The organism is Pseudomonas sp. TUM22785 (assembly GCF_028198105.1).
Classification (GTDB): Bacteria; Pseudomonadota; Gammaproteobacteria; order Pseudomonadales; family Pseudomonadaceae; genus Metapseudomonas; species Metapseudomonas solani.
The window spans coordinates 5,752,377-5,776,798 of sequence record NZ_CP116239.1; the positions used below are offsets into that span (position 1 = coordinate 5,752,377).

Below are 24,422 nucleotides of genomic sequence, written 5' to 3' on the forward strand. Positions count from 1 at the left end.
AATTCCAATATGGACAAATTGTTTATATCGGAGCCCCGCCATGTCCAGCGTCCCCCCTCTGGTCGTCACGTCCGCTGAAGCCGAACGCCTGCTGCCCCGCATCGATGTGCAGGCGGCACTGCGGCGCATGTTCCTCGACCTCGCCGCTGGCGAGGCAGTGCAGCCCGCGCAGCAACTGGTGGAATTCCCCGGCGGCGGCGACTTCATCAACTACCTCGGCGTACTCGCCCGCGAGCAGGTCTACGGGGTCAAGACCTCGCCCTACCTGCCACGCCCGGACGGCGCCGTGGTCACCGCCTGGACCCTGCTGATGTCCATGCAGAGCGGCCAGCCGCTGATGCTCTGCGATGCCGCCACCCTGACCACCGAACGCACCGCCGCCACCACCGCCGTGGCGGTCGATGCACTGGCACCGGAAGCGGTCACGCAGCTGGCGGTGATCGGCAGCGGTGCCGTGGCTCGCGCCCATATCCGCCACTGCCTGGCGCTGCGCCCCTGGCAACAGGTGCGCGTGTACTCGCCACGCCTGCAGCCCGACAGCGAGCGGGCCGACGCCCTGCGCGCCCTCGACCCGCGCGTGGAGGTCTGCGCCAGCCAGGACGCCGCCCTGGCCGACGCCGAGGTGATCCTGCTCTGCACCTCCGCCGCCGCCCCGGTACTGGACCCGCGCCAGCTCGGCCACGCCACCCTGGTCACCTCCATCAGTACCAACGCCCCGCGCGCCCATGAAGTGCCGCCGGCAGCCCTGGCGGAAATGGATGTCTACTGCGACTACCGCGCCACCACCCCCGGCAGCGCCGGCGAGATGCGCATCGCCGCCGAACAGCATGGCTGGAGCGCGGAGGCCCTGCGTGGTGACCTGCCCGAGCTGCTCGCCGACCGCGCACAGCGCCCCGACTACCGCCGCCCGGTATTCTTCCGCTCCATCGGCCTCGGCCTCGAAGACGTCGCCCTGGCCAACGCGCTCTATCACCTCAAGTGCGAGGCGTCGGCATGAACCAGCTGGACTTCATCATCATCGGCGCGGGCATCGCCGGCGCCTCCACCGGCTACTGGCTGTCGCGCCAGGGCAAGGTCGCGGTGCTGGAGCGCGAAGAGCACGCCGGCTACCACTCCACCGGCCGCTCCGCCGCGCTCTACACCGTCGCCTACGGCACGCCCCAGGTGCGCGCGCTGACCGGTGCCAGCCGGGCCTTCTTCGACAACCCGCCGGAAGGCTTCAGCGAGCACCCGATCCTCACGCCCCGTGGCGAGATAGTGGTGGACTTCAGCGATGACCCGGACGAGTTGCGCCGCCAGTTCGACAGCGCCCGCGAGAGCGTCGCCGAGGTGCAACTGCTGGACGCCGACCAGGCCTGCGCCCTGGTACCGGTGCTGCGCCGCGAGAAGGTCTTCGGCGCCATGCTCGACCCCAGCGCCGCCGACATCGACACCGATGCCCTGCACCAGGGCTACCTGCGCGGCATCCGCCGCAACGGCGGCGCCGTGCACACCGGCCATGACGTACAGGCCATCGCTCGCGAGGGCGACCTGTGGCGCGTCACCACCGGTCAGGGCGAGTTCAGCGCGCCGGTGCTGGTGAACGCCGCCGGTGCCTGGTGCGACGGCCTCGCCGCCCTCGCCGGCGTGCGCCCCCTGGGCCTGCAGCCGAAACGCCGCGCAGCCTTCATCTTCGCCGCGCCGGAAGGCGTCGACAGCCATGCCTGGCCGGCGCTGGTGAGCCTGGACGAGTCCTTCTACTTCAAGCCCGACGCCGGCATGCTGCTGGGCTCACCCGCCAATGCCGACCCGGTGGACGCCCACGATGTGCAGCCCGAAGAGCTGGACATCGCCATGGGCATCCACCAGATCGAGGAGCACACCCACATGAGCATCCGCCGCCCCGCCCGCACCTGGGCCGGGCTGCGCTCGTTCTTCGCCGACGGTGATCTTGTCGCCGGCTACGACGACCAGGCGCCGGGCTTCTTCTGGGTCGCCGGCCAGGGTGGCTACGGCATCCAGACCTCCGCCGCCATGGGCGAGGCCAGCGCCAGCCTGATCCTGCGTCAGCCGTTGCCGGAGCACCTGGGCCGCTTCGGCCTAACCGAGGCGATGCTCTCCCCGGCCCGCCTCAGGTGACGCCACCCCCGCTTTACGCCACACTCGCCGGGCCGCGCCAAAGGGGCGCGGCCAAGCCTTTGCGGAGCCTTCCATGACGCCTCGTCCCGATCCGGCATTCGACAACTTCCGGGCCATAGCCGACGGCATCGCCACCCTGTTCTTCCCCCACGCCGAAGTGGTGGTGCACGACCTGCGCACGCAGAAGGTCGCCTACATCGCCAACAACATCTCCAAGCGCTGCATCGGCGACGACGCGGCGCTGGAGGACATGCTCGAAGATGGCGGCGAGGCGCGGAATATCGGCCCCTACGAGAAGCTCAACTGGGACGGGCAGAAGATCCGCTCCGTCAGCACCGTGCTACAGGACGCCAAGGGCAAGCCGCTGGCGGTGCTGTGCATCAACCTGAATATCTCGCTGTTCGAAAGCGCCAAGGCGGCCCTGGACCTGTTCCTCGCCCCGGGCAAGCTGATCCCCCAGCCCGACGCGCTGTTCCGCGACGACTGGCAGGAGCGCATCAACACCTTCCTGCACAACTGGATGCGCCAGCGCCAGCTCGGCCTCAACCTGCTCAGCCGCGAGCACAAGCGCGAACTGGTCCTGGCCCTGCACGCCGAAGGCGCCTTCAAGGGCAAGAGCGCCGCCAACTACGTCGCCAACGTCCTCAACATGGGCCGCGCCACCGTGTACAAGCACCTGCGCGAACTCAAGGAAGAACCCGAAAACGAGGTGTAAGGGCCAATTCATTCGCCCACCCCCACACACCAGGGCCCCGTAGGATGGCGTAGAGCGCAGCGAAACCCATGCTGCCAATCGCCAACCCCACCTCCGCAGGGTGGAGGTAAAAAGCGACCTCCACCCTACGCACCGACCCACCCCGTAGCCCCCCGTAGGAGCACATTCATTCGTGATCGGGCCCACCGGCAAACGTTGGGCCTCGCTGCGCTCGGCGCCAACCTACGGAAGCTCCTCACGCCGGAACCGGGGCGGCGCATCGCACCGCCCGCTCCCCTTCAATCCCCGTAGATATCGAAGTCGAAGTACTTCGCCTGGATCTTCTGGTAGGTGCCATTGCTGCGCAGGGCGGTGATGGCCGCGTCCAGCTTGTCACGCAGCTCGGCATCGCCCTTGCGCACGGCAATCCCGGCGCCCTCGCCGAAGTACTGCGGGTCCTTCAGCACCGGGCCGACGAACTCGTAGCCCTTGCCGTTCTCGGTCTTGAGGAAGCCTTCGTTGAGCGGGAACGCATCCGCCAGCACCGCGTCCAGGCGCCCGGAGAGCAGGTCCAGGTAGATCTCGTTCTGGGTGCTGTAGCGCACCACCTTCACGCCCTTGGGCTCCAGCACCTCGGTGGCGAAGCGGTCGGTGGTGGTGGAGCGCTGGGTGCCGACGGTCTTGCCCACCAGCTGGGAGAAGTCCTCGCTCACCGCACTGCCCTTCTTCATCGCCAGGCGGGCGGGGCTGTAATAGTACTTGTGGGTGAAATCCACCGACTTGCGGCGCTCGTCGGTGATGGTCATGGACGACAGGATCGCATCCACCTTCTTCACCTTCAGCGAGGGGATCAGGCCGTCGAACTCCTGCTCGATCCACTGGCACTTGACCTTCATCTCCTCGCACAGCGCATTGCCGATGTCGTAGTCGAAGCCTTCGATCTGCCCCGCCGGGGTCTTGTAGGCGAAGGGCGGATAGGCCGCCTCGATGCCCAGGCGCAAGGGCTTGTCGGCAGCGAACAGGCTGGATGCCACGAGGCTCAGGGCGATACCGCCGAGCAGTGCGATTTTCTTCATGGTGCGACTCCCGCGATGCATGTCAGGGCCCGCCAGGGTGGCAGGCCGGTTCTTGTGAGCGTTGATGGAGGGCAGAGAAACGCAGCCGGGCGATTCCGGCGGGCGCACGGAGCGTGTTCGGCGAAGGTTGGCGTGCATGGACGCGGCCCTGTTTTGTACTTATTTGTCCACTCTGGACTTATTCGTACAAATCGTCAATTGCCGTCCGCCTCATTTCCAGGGCCGCAAAAAAGCCGGCCGGCCCGGTGGAATGACCCAGGTCAGCCCCGCGCGCGCAGGCGCCGGCTAGTCTGCAAGCAGAGACCCGGAAGGAATGGAGAACGGAATGGACAACGTGCACATCATGATCGCCCTGCTGGTCGCGGGCTTCCTCCTGCTCGGCATAGGCTTCAGCAACCGCGAACGGGAATGGGGCATCTGGCTCACGGGCCTGGGCACGGCCTCGATGTTCGCGCCCATCCTGCTGAAGATGTACATCGAGCTCTGAGCCGCCGGCTCAGCTGCGCTTGTCGTCTTCCCAGCGCTGCGCCGCTGCCTGGTCGCTGCAGCGCCCTTCGACCCAGCGCGGGCCTTCGGCGGTATCTTCCTTTTTCCAGAAGGGCGCGCGGGTCTTGAGGTAGTCCATGATGAAGTTGCAGGCGTCGAACGCCGCCTGGCGGTGGGCGCTGGCGGTGCCGACGAAGACGATCGGCTCGCCCGGTTCCAGGCGGCCGATACGGTGGAGGATGTCGACCTTGAGCAGCGGCCAGCGCTGCCGGGCTTCCTCGGCGATCTTCTCCAGGGCCTTCTCGGTCATCCCCGGGTAGTGTTCGAGGAACATCCCGGATACATCCTGGCCCTCGTTGAAATCGCGCACATAGCCGACGAAGCCGACCACCGCGCCAACGCCGACATTGGCCGCATGCAGAGCGTTCAGTTCGGTGCCGGGGTCGAAGGCCTTGGCCTGTACGCGAATGCCCATGTCAGCCTCCGGTCACGGTAGGGAAGAAGGCCACTTCGTCGCCGTCGGCCAGCACCTCGTCGAGGCTGCACAGTTCCTGGTTGCGGGCGCACATCAGGTTCTGTTCGTCGAGCACTTCCCATACACCGCCACGGTCCAGCAGGCGGCGACGCAGGTCATCCAGCTTCGCGAACGCCGGGTCCCAGGCAAGCTGCTCGCCGTCGAGGCCGAGCGCTTCACGGTAACGGGCGAAATACTGCACGCGAATCATCTTCACTCCCCGGCCTGGTAATGGCCGCTCTTGCCGCCGAGCTTTTCCAGCAGGCGTACGCTTTCGATGGTCATGCCGCGGTCCACCGCCTTGCACATGTCGTAGAGGGTCAGGGCGGCGACGCTGGCGGCGGTCAGCGCCTCCATTTCCACCCCGGTCTGCCCGGCCAGCTTGCACCGCGCGACGATGTGCACCACGTCGTCGCCTTCGGCATTGAGCTCGACCTTGACGCTGGTGAGCATCAGCGGGTGGCACAGGGGAATCAGGTCGGAAGTCTTCTTCGCCGCCTGGATGCCGGCGATGCGCGCCACGGCGAACACGTCGCCCTTGGGGTGGCCGCCGGCCTGGATCATGGCCAGGGTTTCCGGGCGCATGCGCACCCGCGCTTCGGCCGTTGCCTCACGGGAAGTCACCGCTTTTTCGGTGACGTCGACCATGTTGGCGCGGCCTTGGGAATCGAGATGGGTCAGCACTGCTTAGCTCCTCTGGCGGGCACCATGAAGTGGTCCGCAGGGGGCAGATTGTATACAAATACGCGGATTATCGAAGGGCTTTCGCCGGGCGGATCGCTCCGCCCGGCGGCCGTTCGTCACATATGGGCTTCGGCGTACTCCGCCAGCACCGAGCGCGGTACGCCCTGCAGGGTGATGTGCACACCGTGGGGGAAGTCCTTGAAGCGTTCGGTGAGGTAGGTGAGGCCGGAGCTGGGCGCGGACAGGTAGGGGGTGTCGATCTGCGCCAGGTTGCCCAGGCAGATCACCTTCGAACCGGTGCCGGCACGGGTGATGATGGTCTTCATCTGGTGCGGCGTGAGGTTCTGGCACTCGTCGATCAGGATCAGGCTCTGCTGGAAGCTGCGCCCACGGATGTAGTTGAGGGATTTGAACTGCAACGGCACCTTGCTGAGGATGTAGTCGACGCTGCCGTGGGTGCTCTCGTCATCCATGTGCAGGGCTTCGAGGTTGTCGGTGATGGCGCCTAGCCAGGGCTCCATCTTCTCGGCCTCGGTGCCGGGCAGGAAGCCGATCTCCTGGTCCAGCCCCTGCACGCTGCGGGTGGCGATGATGCGCCGGTAGCGCTTGCTGACCATGGTCTGCTCGATGGCCGCGGCCAGCGCCAGGATGGTCTTGCCGGACCCCGCCGCGCCCGACAGGTTGACCAGGTGGATGTCCGGGTCGAGCAAGGCGAACAGCGCCAGGGCCTGGTAGATATCACGCGGGCGCAGGCCCCAGGCTTCCTGGTGCAGCAACGGCTCCTGGTGCAGGTCGAGGATCAGCAGCTCATCGGCCTTGATGCCCTTGATCCAGCCGACGAAGCCCTGTTCGTCGACGATGAACTCGTTGACGTGGACGGCCGGCAGGTTGTCGGTGAGTTGCACGCGGTGCCAGGCGCGGCCGTGGTCCTGGCGGGTTTCCACCTTGCTGACGCGGTCCCAGAAGGAACCCTGCATGGTGTGGTAGCCACGGGAAAGCAGCGAAACGTCGTCGACCAACTGGTCGGTGTGGTAGTCCTCCGAGTCGATGCCGCAGGCGCGCGCCTTCAGGCGCATGTTGATGTCCTTGGTCACCAGCACCACGGACATGCCCGGGCGCCGGGTCTTCAGCTCCACCAACTGGTTGATGATCTTGTTGTCGTTGAGGTCTTCCGGCAGCCAGGTGATGGGGGCTGCGCTCTTGCTCATGAGTATCGAGAGAAAGCCGCAGGGGCCGCTCTTTTCCCGCTGGATAGGTACGCCGTGCTCAACCTGCTCGGGCGTGGCACCGCCCAGGATCTTGTCGATCAGCCGAATCGCCTGGCGGCATTCGGCGGCTACGCCTTGCTTGCCCGTCTTCAGCTTGTCGAGTTCCTCCAGCACGGTCATGGGGATGGCCACGTGGTGTTCTTCGAAGTTGAGGATGGCGTTGGGATCGTGGATCAGAACGTTCGTATCGAGGGCGTAGAGGGTTGGAGCGGTGGGGCGGGCGCGTCCGTGATCATCCATACTCGGTCACCTTCTTGTCGGTCCGGGCGACGGAATGCCATGACGGCTCTCCGCCGAGGAAGGACTACCGTCCCCTTCTGGCCGGGTCATGCCGGTCGCCAGGGGAGCCCGAGAAGCGCAGGTGAGGGCCTTGTGGCCGCCACCTGTCTTCAGGATTCGGCGGTCTGATTCGTTAATAACCCAATACGGATGACAGAAAAAAGAACTTTTTTCCCCCCGGACAATTTTTTTTCCATGCGACGAATAACCCTTGGCGTCATCCCTTGCCGTCGCTAAAGTCGAAAGTCCTCCTGCTCCACTTCCTGCATTCCGACCGCCCGGTCAGCCCTTCCTAGCGATAGCTCCGACAGTCTTCCCAGGTCAGCCCTGCCGCGCTCGTCTGTGCGTGCAACCAGGGCACCGCCGTCTGCGCCTTGGAGTGGATGTCGTGGAACAGAATCACCCCGCGCCGCCACAGCAGCATCAGGCTGAGCACGCGCTGGCCGGCCGCATCGCCGCTGACCCGGGCGTTCCAGTCCTGGGAGTCGATGTTCCACAGCGCCACCTGCAACCCCTGCCCGGCGAAGAAGGCAGCGCTGTCGGCCTTGCGCTGGCCATAGGGCGGGCGGAACAGCGGCATGGCGTTGTCCGGCAGCGTCTTGCCCAGCAGCGCCTGCACGCGGGTGACCGAGTCCTGCCACTGCTCCCAGGTGGCGTGGGATTTGTGCTCCCAGCCATGGGAGGCCACGCACTGGCCGGCATACAGCTCGCCCAGGGCCTTGGCGGAGGTCTTCTGCAAGCGCGCCTGCAGGCTCTGGCCGAGGACGAAGAAGGTGCCGTTGACGCCATTGGCCCGCAGCCAGGGGGTCAGCCGATCACTGTGGCCACCCACCGGCGTGGGGCCGTCGTCGAAGGTCAGGAGGAAGTGACGGTCCGCCAGTTCCTCACCGTTGCGCTCCTGGGCGGAGAACAGTCCGATCTCGCTGCTGACCCGGGGGAACAGAGCCGCCAGGCGCATTTCTTCGTCCAGGTAGATCTGGTGGAAACGCCGGCTCGCCTCGACCCAGGCGAAAAAGGGCGAATCCGGTGCCACATCGAAGCGCTTCGCTTGCTTGCGCAGTGCCGCCTCGTCGGCCGCCGGCGGGCAGAAGGGGCTGCTGGCGGTGCAGCCCTGGCTGGCCAGGCGGTAGTTATCCACAAGGCGCGCCCAGAAGTGCTTGCGCGTGGTCTCGATGCCATCGAGGTTGGCTGCCTTCAGGTCCAGGCGCTGCTGCCAGGCGCCGGCATCCAGCGTCTCGCTCTGCAGCAGGGCCTGGGCGAACACCAGGATCTCCGCCCGCGAGGCGTCATCGAAACGTGCCGGGCTGTCCAGCGCGGCGGGCCAGGTGCTGCGATCGAGCAAGGCGACCGCACGGGGGCCGGCGGCCTGGGCCATGCCGGCGCCAAGGGCCAGAACGAGCCCCAGGGAAATGGCTCTGAACATGAATGCGTACTCCAATGAAAAACGCGCCCCGAAGGGCGCGCTGGTTACCGATAGCGGATCAGTGGCGGTCCTGAACCCGTTGGATCGCCTTGTCGTACACCGGGTTGGCCTTCTGCTCCTTGGCCAGGTGGTAGTGGCGCAGGGCGTCGTCGAACTGCTCGGCCTCTTCATAGATGCGCGCGATGTTGTAGTAGGAGCTCGCGCGCACGGTGGCGGCATTGGCGCCGCTGGCCAGGGCGATGGCCTTGCGGTTGGCCCAGATCGCCTCGGCGGTACGGCCGGCCTTCTGGTAGGCCAGGCCGAGGTTGCTGTACGCCTGGCCGAAGTTGGCATTGAGCTCGATGGCCTGGCGGTAGAGGTCGATGGCCTGGTCCAGCTTGCCGTCGTGGTACGCCGCCTCGCCCTGCTTGTTCAGTGCCTTGGCATCGCCCTGGGCGGCCTGGGTCACGGCCTGGGCAGCCACGTCCTGGCCATTGCCCAGCAGCGGCTCGATGTCGCCGAGCACGTAGTTGGCGTCCTGGGCCTTGCTGCCTTCGAGGGTGTTGATGTCCTGGAAGTCGCCGTTGCCGGAGAGGCGGAACACCTTCCACAGGTTGCCGCGCTGGTTGGTCGGCACGTAGTAGGTGCGCACCAGGGACTGGCCGACATAGACGAAGACCTTGGCCTGACTGAGGGACAGCGCCTTGGAGGACGGGTTGTTGATATTGGTGAAGTCATGCACCGCGTACACGTAGGTCTCGCCGAAGCGCTTCTTGTGCAGGGTGATGGTTTCCGGGCCGAAGCTGTCGGTGTCGTCCACGTCCAGGTCGGCGTCGGTGCCCTCCTTGGCGTCGAAATAGATGTGGTTGCCGGGGAAGGCGATGTGCGAGTCCAGGTCCGCCGGGGTCTCGCCCCAGCTCAGCACGACGCGCATGCCGTCCAGGTCCTGCATCACCGGGCTTACCGCGTAAGTCATGCCCTTGCACGGGCACTTGGCGACCAGGTTGGAGTAGCCGTCCTTCTTGATGATCAGCAGCGCGTCGGCGTCATCGGCGAAGGCGCTGTCCAGGGTCACCTGGCCCTGGGCGTTGGTCTTGCCGGCGGCGGTCTGCGCGCCGTTCTTCTGCACCAGCACCTCGGCACCCGCGATCTTCTGGTCCTTGACCACGGCGCTGAGCACTTCGATGGGCAGCTGTTCGGCCTGGGCCAGGGCGGCGCTGGAAGCCAACAGCAGGGATAGGGCGATACGCGAGAGGGTCTTCACTACGACCTCCTTGTCAAAGTGGATGAGAGGGGGCCGGCGGATGCGCCGGGCGTCGCACTATAGCGCAACGCCCCGGGCGCCGAATGTGATGTGTGGCAACCGGGCGAGGGAATCGCTCCGGCAGCGGTGGGCTGAAGCCCTATATAGAAGGCGTTCACGGGGGCAGGCCCCCTGCCCGCCCGGGCAACACCTGACAACGTCAATCGTCCCCATAGGTGGAGCCCAACGGCGCAAATCCCTAGAATCGCCGCATTCCCGAAGGAGACGACTCATGCTGCTGGTGATTTCCCCCGCCAAGACCCTGGACTATGAAACCCCGCCGGTGACTCCGCGCCACACCCAGCCCCAGCACCTGGACCACGCCCAGGAGCTGATCCAGCAACTGCGCACCCTGGCGCCGAACGAGATCGCCGAGCTGATGCACCTGTCCGACAAGCTCGCCGGCCTCAACGCCGCGCGCTACGGCAGCTGGCACCCGGAGTTCACCCCGGCGAACGCCAAGCAGGCCCTGCTCGCCTTCAAGGGCGACGTCTACACCGGCCTCGATGCCGAGAGCTTCGCCGAGGCCGACTTCGACTTCGCCCAGCGCCACCTGCGCATGCTCTCCGGCCTCTACGGCCTGCTACGCCCGCTGGACCTGATGCAGCCCTACCGCCTGGAGATGGGCACCAAGCTGGCCAACGCCCGCGGCAAGGACCTCTACGCCTTCTGGGGCGAGCGCATCAGCGGCTGGCTCAACGCAGCGCTGGCCGAACAGGGCGACGACATCCTGCTCAACCTCGCCTCCAACGAATACTTCAGCTCGGTGAAGCGCAAGGCCCTCAATGCCCGCATCATCGACACCGAATTCAAGGACCTGAAGAACGGCCAGTACAAGATCATCAGCTTCTACGCCAAGAAGGCCCGTGGCCTGATGGCCCGCTACGTGATCAAGGAGCGCCTGACCGACCCGCAAGGCCTCAAGGACTTTGACTACCAAGGCTACCGCTACAGCGCCGAAGCCTCCTCGGCAGACAAGCTGGTATTCCTCCGCGACACCCCGCAGGACTGATTCTCCCGCCCCGTTTCCCGCCACAACCTGCCATTGGTTGGGCGACGCCTCCAGGCGTCGTCCAACCGGCCAATCTTTCTTCTCCCCCGCCACTTCAGCGCACCGGCTCGGTGCCATCACTTTAAATCCCCCTGGAACTAACGTACCGCCTGCCTAACAACTGGCCAGGGAACTTCCGCGCTGTTGCGTAAACAACGCGCAGGCTCTAGCACGGGCCATAGCGAACTACCGCTGCGCTTGCCAAAGTTAAAAACAGGGAATTTTTCCAGCGCGCTGAAATACGCAAAGTTTGCCATCAAAGTGCAATTACAAATGGCCGTAGCCGATGAATTGCAACAAATCAAATTGATGACGAACGGTAGGAACTATCCGAAAACCCGAACACTCATAACCCCGTCACTTAATTCTTCACGCAATATTTCAGCGTGATTCCAAACTGCCCCCATGTATCGGAATGCTCCGAGGGGGAAGTTGTGCGCCAGAAACCAGACAGGCGAACTAAGAGGAGAAGTTAGACACAGGATCGACTGACAAGAACCAGGGACAAGAGCCAGTAAGGTAATCAGTCCAGGAACCCTTGGAGCCAGCTTGTTCACAGGCTCCGCTTCAGGTACCCGCAGTTTCGGTGCCAGGTGTTTGTCATGCCTGCACGCAGCTGAAAGTTACGAATTGAATGTAACGGCTGCAAAACGGAAGTGGCGATTATGCCACCAATTAACAGCGTGCTAAATGGATGAGGTGAATGCGATGCGTATCAGCATCTTTGGTTTGGGCTACGTCGGTGCAGTATGTGCCGGTTGCCTGTCGGCTCGTGGTCATGAAGTTGTCGGTGTAGACGTCTCCACCACCAAGATCGACCTGATCAACAACGGTAAATCCCCCATCGTCGAGCCCGGGCTCGAAGAGCTCCTGCAGCAAGGCCGCAAGACCGGTCGCCTGCGCGGCACTACCGATGTCGCCGCCGCTGTGCGTGACACCGAAGTCTCCTTCATCTGCGTCGGCACCCCGAGCAAGAAGAACGGCGACCTGGAACTGGACTACATCGAAGGCGTGTGCCGCGAGATCGGCTTCGCCCTGCGTGACAAGTCCGAGCGCCACACCGTGGTCGTACGCAGCACCGTGCTGCCGGGCACCGTGATGAACGTGGTGATCCCGATCATCGAGGATTGCTCCGGCAAGAAAGCCGGTGACGACTTCGGCGTCGCGGTGAACCCCGAGTTCCTCCGCGAAAGCACCGCGATCAAGGACTACGACTTCCCGCCCATGACCGTCATCGGCGAACTGGACAAGGCCTCCGGCGACCTGCTCGAAACCCTGTACCGCGAACTCGACGCACCGATCATCCGCAAGGAAGTCCAGGTCGCCGAGATGATCAAGTACACCTGCAACGTCTGGCACGCCGCCAAGGTCACCTTCGCCAACGAGATCGGCAACATCGCCAAGGCGGTGGGCGTCGATGGTCGCGAAGTGATGGACGTGATCTGCCAGGACCACAAGCTCAACCTCTCCAAGTACTACATGCGCCCCGGCTTCGCCTTCGGCGGCTCCTGCCTGCCCAAGGACGTGCGCGCCCTCAACTACCGCGCCAGCTCGCTGGACGTCGAGGCCCCGCTGATCGGCTCGCTGATGCGCAGCAACGCCTACCAGGTGCAGAAGGCCTTCGACATCATCGCCGCCCAGGAGAAGCGCAAGGTCGCCCTGCTCGGCCTGTCGTTCAAGGCGGGTACCGACGACCTGCGTGAAAGCCCCCTGGTGGAACTGGCCGAGATGCTCATCGGCAAGGGCTTCGACCTGCGCATCTACGACCGCAACGTCGAGTACGCACGCGTGCACGGCGCCAACAAGGACTACATCGAATCGAAGATTCCCCATGTGTCCTCCCTGCTCGACAGCGACTTCGACGGCGTGGTCGGCGATGCCGACATCATCGTCCTCGGCAACCGCGACGAGCTCTTCGCCCCGCTGGCGCAACGGGCGCCCGAAGGCAAGCGCGTGATCGACCTCGTGGGCTTCATGCCCAAGGCGACCAACGCACAGGCCGAAGGCATCTGCTGGTAATCCCGGACACCAGCTTCTAAGCGCAACGCAAGTGATGAACCTCGGGTCGGCGAACAACAAGAAGCCGCGCCCACGCCCGAGGTTTGTCCGGCGCCAACGACGGAATGGATAAACGTATGGACAAGCTCAAGCTAAGCCTCAACGAGGCGGCGGGTTGGCTTTTCTACCTGACGGGACTGGGGCTGCTCGCGCTGGCCCTGCCCAAGTCGGTCTTCGATCCCGACTCCAAGCATTTCCTGCTGCTGATCGGTCTGGTCGGCATCTGGCGCTACTCCATGGGCGGCCTGCACTTCATTCGCGGCATGCTGTTCCTGTATGTGGTCTACCCGCACTACCGGCGCAAGGTTCGCAAGCTGGGCAAGGCGGCCGACCCGTCCCATGTATTCCTGCTGGTGACCAGCTTCCGCATCGACGCGCTGACCACCGCCATGGTCTACCGCTCGGTGATCCAGGAAGCGATCAGCTGCGGCTATCCCACCACCGTGGTCTGCTCGATCGTCGAGCTGTCCGATGAGCTGCTGGTCAAGGGCCTGTGGGAAAAGATGAACCCGCCCGCCCACGTCGCCCTCGACTTCGTGCGCATCCCCGGCACCGGCAAGCGCGACGGCCTGGCCTATGGCTTCCGCGCCATCTCCCGCCAGCTGCCGGACGAGAACGCCGTGGTCGCGGTCGTGGACGGCGACACCGTGCTGGCCGAAGGCGTGGTGAACAAGACCGTGCCCTGGTTCAAGCTCTTCCCCAATGTCGGCGGCCTCACCACCAACGAGTTCTGCGAGGTGCGGGGCAGCTACATCATGGCCGAGTGGCACAAGCTGCGCTTCGCCCAGCGCCACATCAACATGTGCTCCATGGCGCTCTCCAAGCGGGTGCTGACCATGACCGGGCGCATGTCGGTGTTCCGCGCCAAGGTGGTGACCGACCCGGACTTCATCGCCGACGTGGAAAGCGACCACCTGGACCACTGGCGCCTGGGCCGCTTCCAGTTCCTTACCGGTGACGACAAGTCCAGCTGGTACAGCCTGATGCGCCTGGGCTACGACACCTTCTACGTGCCGGACGCGGCGATCAACACCGTCGAGCACCCGCCGGAGAAGAGCTTCATCAAGGCCAGCCGCAAGCTGATGTTCCGCTGGTACGGCAACAACCTGCGGCAGAACTCCCGGGCCCTGCGCCTGGGGCCACGCCGCCTGGGCTGGTTCACCACCCTGGTGCTCAGCGACCAGCGCGTATCGATGTGGACCTGCCTGCTGGGCCTCGCCGTCGCCATCATCGCCAGCATCAAGTACAGCATCGCCTACCTGCTCGTGTACCTGCTGTGGATCGGTCTCACCCGTTTCATCCTCACCCTGCTGCTGAGCGTTTCAGGGCACCACATAGGGCCGGCCTACCCGCTGATCCTCTATTACAACCAGATCGTCGGCGCCCTGGTGAAGATCTACGTCTTCTTCCGCCTGGACCAGCAGTCCTGGACGCGCCAGAACACCAAGCTCAACCGTGATCTCGCCAGCTTTACGCGCTGGTTCAACACCTGGTCCTCACGCGCCATGACCTTCACCGCAACCAGCGTATTCGTCGCCACGCTGATGGCGTTCGTGTGACAGAACTTGAATAGGAAATCCAAGCCATGAATACAGCCGTCAACGTCAATGTGGTGCACGAATCCGAAGCCCAGCGCCAGCACGCCCGGGTCAAGATACCGGCCAAGATCCGCTACCTGGCCAACAACGAACGGGTCGAGCACCGCCTGGTCGACCTCTCCGCCGGGGGCTTCTCCTTCCAGACCAGCCCCAAGCAACGCGCCCAGGTCGGCGACTACCACCAGGGCCGCATGCTGTTCCAGCTGGACAGCCTGACCCTGGGCCTGGACGTCGAATTCCAGGTGCGTGCCGTGGACCCGGACAGCGGCCGTGCCGGCTGCCAGTTCCACAGCCTCAAGCCCCGTGACATCGCCACCCTGCGCTACCTGATCAGCGCCCACCTGTCCGGTGAAGTGATCAGCGCCGGCGACATGCTCAACACCCTGCAGCGCGAGAACTTCACCAAGCCGCGCAAGAACGGTGGCAACGGCGGCGGCATGGGCGTGTTCGGCCGCCTCAAGGCCGTCACTTTCAGCGCCGGCCTGTTCGTCGTCGGCCTCGCCGCCTTCGGCTTCATCTTCAAGTCCCTGTACGGCCTGTACTTCGTCACCCACGCCGAATCCGGCATGGTCGCGGTGCCCAGCATGCAGGTCACCATGCCCCGTGAAGGCACCGTGCAGAGCCTGATCGGCGGCGAAGGCACCAACGTCGACAAGGGCGCACCCATCGCCTCCTTCTCCGCCACCATGCTGGAGATGCTCAAGGGCCATCTGACCGACGACCAGCTCACCCCGGCCAACGTCGAAGAGCTGTTCGGCAAGCAGATGAAAGGCACCCTGACCAGCCCCTGCAACTGCAAGGTGGCGCGCCAGCTGGTCGCCGACGGCCAGTTCGCCGGCAAGGGCGACGTGATCTTCGAGCTGGTGCCCCAGGACTTCGAAGCCACCGTCAGCGCCCGCTTCCCCTACCGCAACTTCGCCCAGGCCAAGCCCGGCGCCAGCGTCACCTTCCAGGTGGCCGGCGAAGACAGCCCGCGCCACGGCAAGATCATCAGCACCAGCCTGATCGACAGCGGCCTGTCCTCCGACATCCGCGTGGTCATCCAGCCCGACCAGACCCTGGACAGCAAGCTCGCCGGCCAGCCGGTCGAGGTCAGCATCGACCGCGGCCCCTCGTTCGACTGGATGGTCGACCGCGCCCTGGCCGCCGGCTTCTAAGGAGGGAGACCACGTGGCGACATTCCCCTCCCGTTACCTGATGCTCGGCGCCGCGGTCGCGCTGGCCGGCTGTGCCGGCCTGCCCGACCAACGCCTGGCCAACGAAGCGCTCAAGCGTGGCGACACCGCCACTGCCGAGCGCAACTACCGCCAGCTGGCGGACCTGGGCTACGTCAGTGCCCAGGTCGGCCTGGCCGACCTGCAGGTCAACAGCGGTGACCCGGAGCAGATGCGCCAGGCCGAGCAGATCTACCGCCAGGCCATGGACGAATCGCCCCGCGCCAAGGCCCGCCTCGGCAAGCTCCTGGCGCGCAAGCCCGACGCCACGCCCGCCGAACGCCAGGAAGCGGCCAAGCTGCTGGACGAGGCCTTCAAGGCCGGCGAGCCCAGCAGCCTGCTGCCCCTGGTCATGCTCTACCTCACCTTCCCGCAGGACTTCCCCGGCGTGAACGTGCAGCAGCGCATCGCCCAGTGGCGCGCCGACGGCCAGCCCCAGGCCGAGCTGGCGCAGATCCTCTTCTATCGACGCCAGGGCACCTACGACCAGCACCTGGGCGAGATCGAGGACATCTGCAAGCGCACCCTGGCCCAGGCCGACGTCTGCTACGTCGAGCTGGCCACCGTGTACCAGAAGCAGAACAAGGCCGAGGAGCAGAAAGCCCTGGTCGCCCAACTGATGAACGGCTACCACGCCGGCGTCATCCCCGCCCAGCGCGTCGACTCGGTGGCCCAGGTGCTGGCCGACGCCGAGCTCGGCGGCAAGCCCGACGAAGGCAAGGCCCAGGAGATGCTCGAAGAGATCGCCCCGGCCTACCCCGCCGCCTGGGTCAGCCTGGCCAAGCTGCTCTACGAATACCCGGGCCTGGGCGACATCGACAAGATGATGGAGTACCTCGACCACGGCCGCGAAGCCGCGCAACCGCGCGCCGAGCTGCTGCTGGGCCGCCTCTACTACGAAGGCAAGCTGCTGCCACAGGACCCGCACAAGGCCGAGGAGCACCTGATGAAGGCCTCCGCCACCGAACCCAGCGCCAACTACCTGCTGGGGCAGATCTACATCCGTGGCTACCTGGGCGACATCTACCCCGACAAGGCGCTGGACTACCTGCTCAATGCCGCGCGCAGCGGCCAGATCAACGCCGACTTCGCCCTCGGCCAGATGTTCGCCCAGGGCAAGGGCATCACCCCGAACCTGGTCAACGCCTACGTCTTCAGCCAGCTGGCGCTCCCCAAGAACACACCCCAGGCCACCGAGCTGGCCCAGGCGGTGGAACAACAACTGCAGCCTGCAGAGCGTGCGCGGGCCGAGCAGCTGCTGCGTGAAGAACGCCAGCTGAGAGGCACCGCACTGCAAGACGCCGCACAGATGCAAGCCATGCAGACCCCTTGAAGGAATCGATATGAAATTCAATCTCTGGACGAATGCCAGCCTGGGCCTGGGCATCACGCTGATCACCGCGAGCAGCGCCTTCGCCGTGCAGATGAGCGACAAGAACTTCGGCCTCGACATCAAGGTCACCGCGCAATCGGAAGACGACCGCGACCTCGGCACCCAGAAGGGCGGCGACGTCAACGGCATCGGCCTCGACCTGCGTCCCTGGGTCTACGGCCAGCGTGGTGAGTGGAGCGCCTTCGCCATGGGCCAGGCGGTGACCGCCACCGACATCGTCGAGACCGACACCCTCGAATCCAGCGACATCGACAGCGAGTCCAGCCAGAACAACGACGGCCGCGAACCGGACAAGAGCTACCTCGCCCTGCGCGAGTTCTGGGTCGACTACGCCGGCCTCACCGCCTACCCGGGCGAGCACCTGCGCTTCGGTCGCCAGCGCGTGCGCAGCGACGAAGGCACCTGGTGGGACACCAACATCGAAGCCCTGCGCTGGACCTTCGACACCACCCTGCTCACCGCCAACGTCGGCGTCGCCGAGCGCTTCAGCGAATACCGAACCGACATCGACGAACTGGCCCCCGAAGACAAGGACCGCCAGCACATCTTCGGTGACGTCGCCACCCAATGGATGCCCAACCACTGGGTCGGCCTCAAGCTCCACCACAGCCGCGACAACGGCAGCCTGCCCGACAACGGCGAAGTGGTGGACCCGCTGGACAAGCGCTACACCGGCGACCTGACCTGGCTCGGCATCAACGCCGACAACGGCTTCTTCGACCGCCGCTCGCCCGAGCCCCTCAACTACTGGGCCCAGGCCACCTGGCTGACCGGCGACATCGACGAGCTGAACCAGACCGTGGTCGGCAACGACCGCCTCGCCAACGGCTCGCGCAACGTCGATGTCGACGCCTGGGCGCTGGACCTCGGCCTGCGCTGGAATATCGACGACCAGTGGAAAGTCGGTGGCGCCTACGCCCGTGGCAGCGGCGGCGGTGACGACGACAGCTCCGAGCAGTTCCGCCAGACCGGCATGGAAAGCAACCGCTCCAACTTCACCGGCACCAACTCGCGCATGCACCGCTTCGGCGAAGCCTTCCGCGGCGAGCTGAGCAACCTCCAGGTGGGCACCGCCTTCGCCTCCTGGCAGCTGCGCGAAGACTACGACGCCAGCGTCGTCTACCACCGCTTCTGGCGTATCGACGACAACCAGGACGTCGGCCAGGCCGGAATCATCGCCCCGCTGGAGGACGGCGAGAAAGACGTCGGCCAGGAGCTCGACTTCGTCGTCACCAAGTACTTCAAGCAGGGCCTGCTGCCGGCCTCGATGGCCGAGCACATGGACGACGCCTCCGCGCTGGTGCGTTTCCGTGGTGGCGTGTTCAAGCCGGGCGATGCCTATGGCAGCGGCACCGACTCGCTGATGCACCGCGCCTTCGTCGACTTCATCTGGCGCTTCTGAGGCCGCCATGCGCGAAGGGAGAACAGCCATGAGAAACCCCATCGGAACCCCCCTGCCGCTCAGCGGTGTGGTGCTTGGCGCGCTGCTCATCGCAGCGCCCTGGGTCCAGGCCGCCGAGCCGACCAAGGAACTCAAGGAAACCAAGAACTACACCGTCACCAGCGCGCCGGTGGATCAGTTGCACCTGGAAGCGCCCACGCTGCCCGACCTCTCCGGCTACACCGCGCAAGCGGTGGACGCCAAGATCGACCGCTCGAAACAGGGCAAGGTCGTGGTGCGGCGCATGCTGCAGCAGGACGCCCTGAAGGACTTCATCGGCGGCAACGAACGCATGCGCGAATGGGTCACCCGCCAGCGCGGCATGCCCCAGGCGATCTTCATCGAGGGTGGCCACGTCACCCCCGCCGACATCGCCAAGGCCCTGCCCGACACCCAGTTCAGCGAGACCGAGCCGGGCGTCTACCTGGCCCGCCTGCCCGTGGTCGTGGCCCAGGACGCCAACCTCGAGATCGGCAAGGACACCAAGGACTTCCGCCTCTCCCAGGAGCGCGGCGCGTTCCTGGTCAACGACGGCAAGCTGTTCATCACCGGCACCAAGCTCACCGCCTGGCGCGAGCAGGACAAGGGCCCGGCCACCTTCCGCACGCCCGACGAATTCCGCCCCTTCCTGGTCTCCTGGGGCGGCAGCGAGCTGTACATCGTCGGCAGCACCGTCACCAGCCTCGGCTACAACAACTCCAAGTCCTACGGCGTCTCCATCACCCAGTACACCCCGGGCATGCACGAGCGCCTCAAGCGCCCAGAGCCCACCGGCTGGCTGGTGGATTCGGAGTTCGTCGACCACTGGTACGGCTTCTACTGCTACGAAGCCCGCGACGTGGTGATCAAGGGCAACACCTACCGCGACAACATCGTCTACGGCATCGACCCCCACGACCGTTCCCACGGCCTGATCATCGCCGAGAACACCGTCTACGGGACCAAGAAGAAGCACGGGATCATCATCTCCCGCGAGGTGGACGACAGCTGGATCATCAACAACAAGACCTACGACAACAAACTCTCGGGCATCGTCATCGACCGCAACTCGGTGAACAACCTGGTGGCCTACAACGAGGTCTACCAGAACCATGCCGACGGCATCACCCTGTACGAGAGCTCCAACAACCTGTTGTGGGGCAACAAGATCGTCAACAACCAGCGCCACGGCATCCGCCTGCGCAACAGCGTGAACATCCGCCTGTACGAGAACCTCGCCATCGCCAACGGGCTGACCGGCGTGTACGGGCACATCAAGGACCTTTCCGATACCGACCGCGACATCGAGCTCGATCCCTTCGACACCAAGGTCTCGATGATCGTGGTCGGCGGCAAGCTCGCCGGTAACGGCTCCAGCCCGCTGTCCATCGACTCGCCGCTCTCCGTGGAGCTCTACCGCGTGGAAATGCTCGCCCCGAGCAAATCCACCGGCATCAGCTTCGCCGGCGTGCTCGGTGAAAAACAGGACGAAATCCTCGACCTCATGGTGCGCCGCAAGAAAGCGGTGCTCATCGACCCCGTCGAAAGCCAGGCCGAACTCCAGGATTGAGGCAACAGATCATGCACAACAACACCACCCGTTGGTTCGCCCCTACCGCCCTGGCCGCCGCCCTGCTGGCCAGCGCCCACACCGCCCAGGCGGCCGAACCGCAGTACAGCGTGCAGCGCACCGGTCCGCTGTGCGCCACGGCGCAGAACCCGAACACCTACAACACCAAGTACCTGAGCTTCTTCACCGCCCTGGTGCAGGCCAAGGACGACTGGTTGTTCCGCTCGCGCAACGACCTGCGCACCGACTTCGGCACCACCCCCTACGGCTACAGCGAGTTCAAGCGCCTGCGCGACGCGCTCAAGGCCAAGGGCATCGAGCTGATGGTGGTCTACCAGCCCACCCGCGGGCTGATCAACCGCGAGAAGCTGACCGATGAAGAGAAGGCCCGCTTCGACTTCGAGCTGGCGAAGAAGAACTACCTCAAGACGGTGGCGGACTTCCGCAAGACCGGTATCTGGGTCACCGACCTCTCGCCGCTGTTCGACGAGCAGGGCGTGGACACCGACTACTACTTCAAGGCCGACCACCACTGGACCCCGGCCGGCGCCAACCGCACCGCCAAGCTGGTAGCCGAGACGCTGAAGGAGATGCCCGGCTTCGCCGACATCCCCAAGAAGGAATTCTCCAGCAAGGTCGTCGGCCTGCTGCCCAAGGCCGGCACCCTGCACAAGACCGCCGGCCAGCTGTGCGGCACCACCTACGCCACCCAGTACGTCGAGCGCTACGAGACCGAAGCCTCGGGCGAGGCCGGCGGCGACAGCCTGTTCGGCGACGAGTCGAACCCGCAGATCGTCCTGGTTGGCACCAGTAACAGCGGCCCGGCCTACAACTTTGGCGGCTTCCTGCAGCAGCACAGCGGCGCCGAGGTGCTCAACATGGCGGTCAGCGGCGGCGGCTTCGACAGCGCCCTGCTGCAGTACATGAGCAGCAAGGAATTCCACGAGAACCCGCCGAAGATCATCGTCTGGGAATTCGCCACCCACTACGACATGGCGCAAAAGAGCTTCTACCGCCAGGCCCTGCCGCTGGTGAACAACGGCTGCGAAGGCCAGAAGGCGGTGATGCACAACAAGGTGAAGATGAAGCCCGGCGCCAACGAGGTCTTCGTCAACGGCCAGAACGGCGCGGTCAAGGACATCCGCGGTGGCGACTACCAGGTCGACCTGACCTTCAGCGACCCGTCCGTGCACGAATCCAAGGCCACCATCTGGTACCTCAACGGCCGCCGCGAAAACTTCAAGATCGAACAGAGCGACCGCGTCGACACCGGCGGTCGCTATGCCTTCGAACTGCGCAACGACCCCGACTGGCGGGACCTCAACGTCCTCGCCCTGGAAATCCACAGCCCCGAACAGATGCCGGAAAACCTCAGCGTCGACGTGACCCTGTGCAAGCGTCCCGGCAACGGTGGCGACACCCTCACGGCCAAGGCCGAGTGAGGAAGGAGGCCCCATGAAACATCCACTCAGCCTGCTCGCGCCCTGCCTGCTCGGCGGCTTCCTGCTCGCCGGCCAGGCGAGCGCGGCCGACCTGGTGCCGCCGCGCGGCTACTACGCCCCGGTGGATATCGACGACAAGAAGCCCGAGGCCTGCAAGGCACCGCCGCAGCCGTACACGGCCAAGCTCGACTTCCGCAGCAAGTACGAGGGCTCGGACAAGGCCCGTGCGACTCTCAACCCGGTGGCCGAGAAGGCCTTCCGCGAGAAGACCGCCGACATCACCGAGATGGAGCGCGGCGTCAACAAGATGGTCATGGCGTACATGCGTGAAGGGCAGCGTCCGCAGCTCGAGTGCGCCCTGCAATGGATGACCAGCTGGGCCCAGGCCAACGCCCTGCTCAGCACCGAGTACAACCACACCGGCAAGTCCATCCGCAAATGGGCACTGGGCAGCCTGTCCTCCGCCTACCTGCGGCTGAAGTTCTCCGACAGCCACCCGCTGAACGCCTACCAGACCCAGACCCAGGTCATCGAATCCTGGTTCTCGCGCCTGGCCGACCAGACGGTGCACGACTGGAGCGGCCTGCCGCTGAAGAAGATCAACAACCACTCCTACTGGGCCGCCTGGTCGGTAATGGCCACCGCCGTCGCCACCAACCGCCGCGACCTGTTCGACTGGTCGGTGGACCAGTTCCGCGTGGCCGCCAGCCAGGTCGACAACGACGGCTTCCTGCCCAACGAACTCAAGCGCCAGCAACGCGCCCTCGCCTACCACAACTACAGCCTGCCGCCGCTGGCGATGATCGCCGCCTTCGCACAGGCCAATGGCGTGGACCTGCGCGAAGAGAACAACGGCGCCCTGCGCCGCCTCGGCGAGAAGGTCATCGCCGGTGTCGACGACCAGGAGCCCTTCGACGACAAGACCGGCAAGGACCAGGACATGGACGAACTGGAGAAACACGCCAAGTTCGCCTGGCTCGAACCCTGGTGTGCCCTCTATGGCTGCAAGCCCGACACGGTCGAGTGGAAAGACTCCATGGGCCCCTACAAGACCTTCCGCCTCGGCGGCGACGTGACCCAGGTCTTCCACCCAAAGAAGGAGGGCAGCAGCGGTAGCTGATGCAGCGCCCTCCCCTACCCGGGGAGGCGCCTGACGGAATGAACCGACCGCGCAGCAGACGCGGCGGCGCAAGGATTTGAACGCCACACCCTGGGGAGGGAATGGCGGGTCGCACACCGGGCTGGAATGCCCGGCGGCGGCCCAGAAAGTTACGTACAAGTGGAGAGACTCGGATGGTCTTTTCTTCAAACGTGTTCCTGTTCCTGTTCCTGCCGATCTTCCTCGGCTTGTACTACCTGGTCGGAACGCGCTATCGCAACCTCCTGCTGCTCATCGCCAGCTACGTGTTCTATGCCTGGTGGCGGATCGACTTCCTCGCGCTGTTCGCGGGGGTCACGGTGTTCAACTACTGGATCGGCCTGCGTGTAGGCGCAGCCGGCGTGCGCACGAAAGCGGCGCAGAAATGGCTGCTCCTCGGCGTGGTGGTGGACCTCTGCGTCCTCGGCTACTTCAAGTACGCCAACTTCGGTGTCGACAGCCTCAACGCCATCATCACCTCGTTCGGCATGGAGCCCTTCGTCCTCACCCACATCCTGTTGCCGATCGGTATCTCGTTCTACATCTTCGAGTCCATCAGCTACATCATCGATGTGTACCGTGGCGACACCCCGGCAACCCACAACCTGATCGACTTCGCGGCCTTCGTGGCGATCTTCCCGCACCTGATCGCCGGCCCCGTGTTGCGCTTCCGCGACCTGGTCGACCAGTTCAACCACCGCACCCACACCGTCGACAAGTTCGCCGAGGGCTGCACCCGGTTCATGCAGGGCTTCATCAAGAAGGTCTTCATCGCCGACAGCATCGCGCCCATCGCCGACCATTGCTTCGCCCTCTCCGACCCGACCACGGGGGATGCCTGGCTCGGTGCGCTGGCCTACACCGCGCAGCTGTACTTCGACTTCTCCGGCTACAGCGACATGGCCATCGGCCTCGGCCTGATGATGGGCTTCCGCTTCATGGAGAACTTCAACCAGCCCTACATCAGCCAGTCCATCACCGAGTTCTGGCGGCGCTGGCACATCAGCCTCTCCACCTGGCTGCGCGACTACCTCTACATCAGCCTGGGCGGTAACCGCGGCACCACCTTCCAGACCTACCGCAACCTGTTCCTCACCATGTTGCTGGGTGGCCTGTGGCACGGCGCCAACTTCACTTACATCATCTGGGGCGCCTGGCACGGCATGTGGCTGGCGATCGAACGTGCCCTCGGCGTCGACGCCGCACCGCGTGTGCTCAACCCGCTGCGCTGGGCCTTCACCTTCCTTCTGGTGGTGGTCGGCTGGGTGATCTTCCGCGCCGAAAACCTCGACGTCGCCTGGCGCATGTACGCCGCCATGTTCAGCTTCGGTGACCTGGGGCTCTCCGAGCTCAACGCCGCCCAGCTGACCAGCCTGCAGATCGCCACCCTGGTGCTGGCCTACGTGGTGCTGGCCATCTTCGGCATCCGCCAGTTCTACACCAAGCCCCTGGCCGGTGCGCCCAAGGCCCGCGCCGAGGAACAGGTCGACGCCAACGGCCCGGCCACCGCCCAGCCGCGCACCCAGCAGGGCGGCGCCAACGACCCGGCGGCCATCGCCTACTCGCCGAGCGGCGGCCTGGTCTGGCAACAGGCCTGGATGACCCAGCTGCCGGTACTGGCGACCCGCATCGCGCTGCTGGTGCTGTTCGCCGCCTCGATCCTGAAGCTCTCTGCACAGAGCTTCTCCCCCTTCCTCTACTTCCAGTTCTGAGG

22 protein-coding genes are annotated in these 24,422 nt (G+C 65.2%); 15 read left to right on the plus strand and 7 right to left on the minus strand.

Annotated elements, in window-relative coordinates; genetic code table 11:
* Positions 1 to 40 precede the first annotated feature (40 nt).
* The 3 genes from PI990_RS26160 (at position 41) to PI990_RS26170 (ending at position 2,833) form a co-directional block, all read left to right on the plus strand.
* On the plus strand, positions 41 to 997 hold the full coding sequence (locus PI990_RS26160) for an ornithine cyclodeaminase family protein (protein WP_271658926.1): 957 nt from the start codon (positions 41 to 43) through the stop codon (positions 995 to 997).
* On the plus strand, positions 994 to 2,118 hold the full coding sequence (locus PI990_RS26165; RefSeq protein WP_271658927.1) for an NAD(P)/FAD-dependent oxidoreductase: 1,125 nt from the start codon (positions 994 to 996) through the stop codon (positions 2,116 to 2,118). The genes PI990_RS26160 and PI990_RS26165 overlap by 4 nt, the downstream gene beginning before the upstream one ends.
* Positions 2,119 to 2,191: 73 nt before the next feature.
* On the plus strand, positions 2,192 to 2,833 hold the full coding sequence (locus tag PI990_RS26170; protein ID WP_184487472.1) for a helix-turn-helix transcriptional regulator: 642 nt from the start codon (positions 2,192 to 2,194) through the stop codon (positions 2,831 to 2,833).
* A gap of 278 nt (positions 2,834 to 3,111) precedes the next feature.
* Here PI990_RS26170 and PI990_RS26175 read toward each other — a convergent pair whose 3' ends face one another.
* A complete protein-coding gene (locus tag PI990_RS26175; RefSeq protein ID WP_184487471.1) occupies positions 3,112 to 3,888 on the minus strand; it encodes an ABC transporter substrate-binding protein in 777 nt (258 codons plus the stop codon).
* Between the two features lie 325 nt (positions 3,889 to 4,213).
* On the opposite strand from PI990_RS26175, the gene PI990_RS26180 reads away from it, so the two are divergent.
* Positions 4,214 to 4,375: a hypothetical protein gene (locus PI990_RS26180; RefSeq protein ID WP_021220894.1), complete on the plus strand. Its 162-nt coding sequence runs from the start codon at positions 4,214 to 4,216 to the stop codon at positions 4,373 to 4,375.
* A gap of 9 nt (positions 4,376 to 4,384) precedes the next feature.
* Here PI990_RS26180 and moaE read toward each other — a convergent pair whose 3' ends face one another.
* From moaE to PI990_RS26210, 6 genes are all read right to left on the minus strand, one after another.
* A complete protein-coding gene (gene moaE, locus PI990_RS26185; protein ID WP_271658928.1) occupies positions 4,385 to 4,849 on the minus strand; it encodes a molybdopterin synthase catalytic subunit MoaE in 465 nt (154 codons plus the stop codon).
* Position 4,850: 1 nt separating this feature from the next.
* On the minus strand, positions 4,851 to 5,099 hold the full coding sequence (locus tag PI990_RS26190) for a MoaD/ThiS family protein (protein ID WP_271658929.1): 249 nt from the start codon (positions 5,097 to 5,099) through the stop codon (positions 4,851 to 4,853).
* Between the two features lie 2 nt (positions 5,100 to 5,101).
* Positions 5,102 to 5,572 (minus strand): cyclic pyranopterin monophosphate synthase MoaC, encoded by a 471-nt coding sequence (gene moaC, locus PI990_RS26195; RefSeq protein ID WP_271658930.1) that lies wholly within the window; start codon positions 5,570 to 5,572, stop codon positions 5,102 to 5,104.
* A gap of 116 nt (positions 5,573 to 5,688) precedes the next feature.
* Positions 5,689 to 7,080 (minus strand): PhoH family protein, encoded by a 1,392-nt coding sequence (locus tag PI990_RS26200; protein WP_263402755.1) that lies wholly within the window; start codon positions 7,078 to 7,080, stop codon positions 5,689 to 5,691.
* Between the two features lie 331 nt (positions 7,081 to 7,411).
* On the minus strand, positions 7,412 to 8,542 hold the full coding sequence (locus PI990_RS26205; RefSeq protein ID WP_271658931.1) for a polysaccharide deacetylase family protein: 1,131 nt from the start codon (positions 8,540 to 8,542) through the stop codon (positions 7,412 to 7,414).
* A 58-nt stretch (positions 8,543 to 8,600) separates the two neighbouring features.
* Entirely contained in the window at positions 8,601 to 9,785 is a 1,185-nt protein-coding gene (locus PI990_RS26210; RefSeq protein WP_442969303.1) for a tetratricopeptide repeat protein, read from the minus strand.
* A 271-nt stretch (positions 9,786 to 10,056) separates the two neighbouring features.
* Here PI990_RS26210 and yaaA point away from each other — a divergent pair, with 271 nt between their 5' ends.
* The 11 genes from yaaA (at position 10,057) to PI990_RS26265 (ending at position 24,420) form a co-directional block, all read left to right on the plus strand.
* Positions 10,057 to 10,836, plus strand: coding sequence for a peroxide stress protein YaaA (gene yaaA, locus PI990_RS26215; RefSeq protein WP_271658932.1), 780 nt, complete (start codon positions 10,057 to 10,059; stop codon positions 10,834 to 10,836).
* Positions 10,837 to 11,019: 183 nt separating this feature from the next.
* Entirely contained in the window at positions 11,020 to 11,265 is a 246-nt protein-coding gene (locus PI990_RS26220) for a hypothetical protein (RefSeq protein ID WP_271658933.1), read from the plus strand.
* Between the two features lie 318 nt (positions 11,266 to 11,583).
* Positions 11,584 to 12,894, plus strand: coding sequence for a GDP-mannose 6-dehydrogenase (gene algD / locus PI990_RS26225; RefSeq protein ID WP_043240280.1), 1,311 nt, complete (start codon positions 11,584 to 11,586; stop codon positions 12,892 to 12,894).
* Positions 12,895 to 13,010: 116 nt separating this feature from the next.
* A complete protein-coding gene (gene alg8, locus PI990_RS26230) occupies positions 13,011 to 14,492 on the plus strand; it encodes a mannuronan synthase (protein ID WP_271658934.1) in 1,482 nt (493 codons plus the stop codon).
* A gap of 26 nt (positions 14,493 to 14,518) precedes the next feature.
* Complete coding sequence (locus PI990_RS26235; RefSeq protein ID WP_271658935.1) at positions 14,519 to 15,688, plus strand: alginate biosynthesis protein Alg44; 1,170 nt, start codon at positions 14,519 to 14,521, stop codon at positions 15,686 to 15,688.
* 40 nt (positions 15,689 to 15,728) lie between these two features.
* Complete coding sequence (gene algK, locus PI990_RS26240; RefSeq protein ID WP_271661359.1) at positions 15,729 to 17,078, plus strand: alginate biosynthesis TPR repeat lipoprotein AlgK; 1,350 nt, start codon at positions 15,729 to 15,731, stop codon at positions 17,076 to 17,078.
* 10 nt (positions 17,079 to 17,088) lie between these two features.
* Positions 17,089 to 18,540: an alginate export family protein gene (locus tag PI990_RS26245; protein ID WP_271658936.1), complete on the plus strand. Its 1,452-nt coding sequence runs from the start codon at positions 17,089 to 17,091 to the stop codon at positions 18,538 to 18,540.
* A gap of 28 nt (positions 18,541 to 18,568) precedes the next feature.
* Complete coding sequence (gene algG, locus PI990_RS26250) at positions 18,569 to 20,128, plus strand: mannuronan 5-epimerase AlgG (RefSeq protein ID WP_184487465.1); 1,560 nt, start codon at positions 18,569 to 18,571, stop codon at positions 20,126 to 20,128.
* An 11-nt stretch (positions 20,129 to 20,139) separates the two neighbouring features.
* Positions 20,140 to 21,570 (plus strand): alginate O-acetyltransferase, encoded by a 1,431-nt coding sequence (locus PI990_RS26255; RefSeq protein ID WP_271658937.1) that lies wholly within the window; start codon positions 20,140 to 20,142, stop codon positions 21,568 to 21,570.
* A gap of 13 nt (positions 21,571 to 21,583) precedes the next feature.
* Complete coding sequence (locus PI990_RS26260) at positions 21,584 to 22,690, plus strand: mannuronate-specific alginate lyase (RefSeq protein WP_271658938.1); 1,107 nt, start codon at positions 21,584 to 21,586, stop codon at positions 22,688 to 22,690.
* Positions 22,691 to 22,863: 173 nt separating this feature from the next.
* The gene (locus PI990_RS26265) at positions 22,864 to 24,420 is read left to right on the plus strand and encodes an MBOAT family O-acyltransferase (RefSeq protein WP_043239986.1); all 1,557 of its coding nucleotides are present in this window, start codon (positions 22,864 to 22,866) and stop codon (positions 24,418 to 24,420) included.
* Positions 24,421 to 24,422: the final 2 nt, after the last annotated feature.

Excerpts from the sequence above, each read along its gene's own strand:
- PI990_RS26160 (WP_271658926.1), top strand. The coding sequence starts at position 41 with ATGTCCAGCGTCCCCCCTCTGGTCGTCACGTCCGCTGAAGCCGAACGC.
- PI990_RS26165 (WP_271658927.1), top strand. The coding sequence starts at position 994 with ATGAACCAGCTGGACTTCATCATCATCGGCGCGGGCATCGCCGGCGCC.
- PI990_RS26170 (WP_184487472.1), top strand. The coding sequence starts at position 2,192 with ATGACGCCTCGTCCCGATCCGGCATTCGACAACTTCCGGGCCATAGCC.
- PI990_RS26175 (WP_184487471.1), bottom strand. The coding sequence starts at position 3,888 with ATGAAGAAAATCGCACTGCTCGGCGGTATCGCCCTGAGCCTCGTGGCA.
- PI990_RS26180 (WP_021220894.1), top strand. The coding sequence starts at position 4,214 with ATGGACAACGTGCACATCATGATCGCCCTGCTGGTCGCGGGCTTCCTC.
- moaE (WP_271658928.1), bottom strand. The coding sequence starts at position 4,849 with ATGGGCATTCGCGTACAGGCCAAGGCCTTCGACCCCGGCACCGAACTG.
- PI990_RS26190 (WP_271658929.1), bottom strand. The coding sequence starts at position 5,099 with ATGATTCGCGTGCAGTATTTCGCCCGTTACCGTGAAGCGCTCGGCCTC.
- PI990_RS26200 (WP_263402755.1), bottom strand. The coding sequence starts at position 7,080 with ATGGATGATCACGGACGCGCCCGCCCCACCGCTCCAACCCTCTACGCC.
- PI990_RS26205 (WP_271658931.1), bottom strand. The coding sequence starts at position 8,542 with ATGTTCAGAGCCATTTCCCTGGGGCTCGTTCTGGCCCTTGGCGCCGGC.
- yaaA (WP_271658932.1), top strand. The coding sequence starts at position 10,057 with ATGCTGCTGGTGATTTCCCCCGCCAAGACCCTGGACTATGAAACCCCG.
- algD (WP_043240280.1), top strand. The coding sequence starts at position 11,584 with ATGCGTATCAGCATCTTTGGTTTGGGCTACGTCGGTGCAGTATGTGCC.
- alg8 (WP_271658934.1), top strand. The coding sequence starts at position 13,011 with ATGGACAAGCTCAAGCTAAGCCTCAACGAGGCGGCGGGTTGGCTTTTC.
- PI990_RS26235 (WP_271658935.1), top strand. The coding sequence starts at position 14,519 with ATGAATACAGCCGTCAACGTCAATGTGGTGCACGAATCCGAAGCCCAG.
- algK (WP_271661359.1), top strand. The coding sequence starts at position 15,729 with ATGCTCGGCGCCGCGGTCGCGCTGGCCGGCTGTGCCGGCCTGCCCGAC.
- PI990_RS26245 (WP_271658936.1), top strand. The coding sequence starts at position 17,089 with ATGAAATTCAATCTCTGGACGAATGCCAGCCTGGGCCTGGGCATCACG.
- algG (WP_184487465.1), top strand. The coding sequence starts at position 18,569 with ATGAGAAACCCCATCGGAACCCCCCTGCCGCTCAGCGGTGTGGTGCTT.
- PI990_RS26255 (WP_271658937.1), top strand. The coding sequence starts at position 20,140 with ATGCACAACAACACCACCCGTTGGTTCGCCCCTACCGCCCTGGCCGCC.
- PI990_RS26260 (WP_271658938.1), top strand. The coding sequence starts at position 21,584 with ATGAAACATCCACTCAGCCTGCTCGCGCCCTGCCTGCTCGGCGGCTTC.
- PI990_RS26265 (WP_043239986.1), top strand. The coding sequence starts at position 22,864 with ATGGTCTTTTCTTCAAACGTGTTCCTGTTCCTGTTCCTGCCGATCTTC.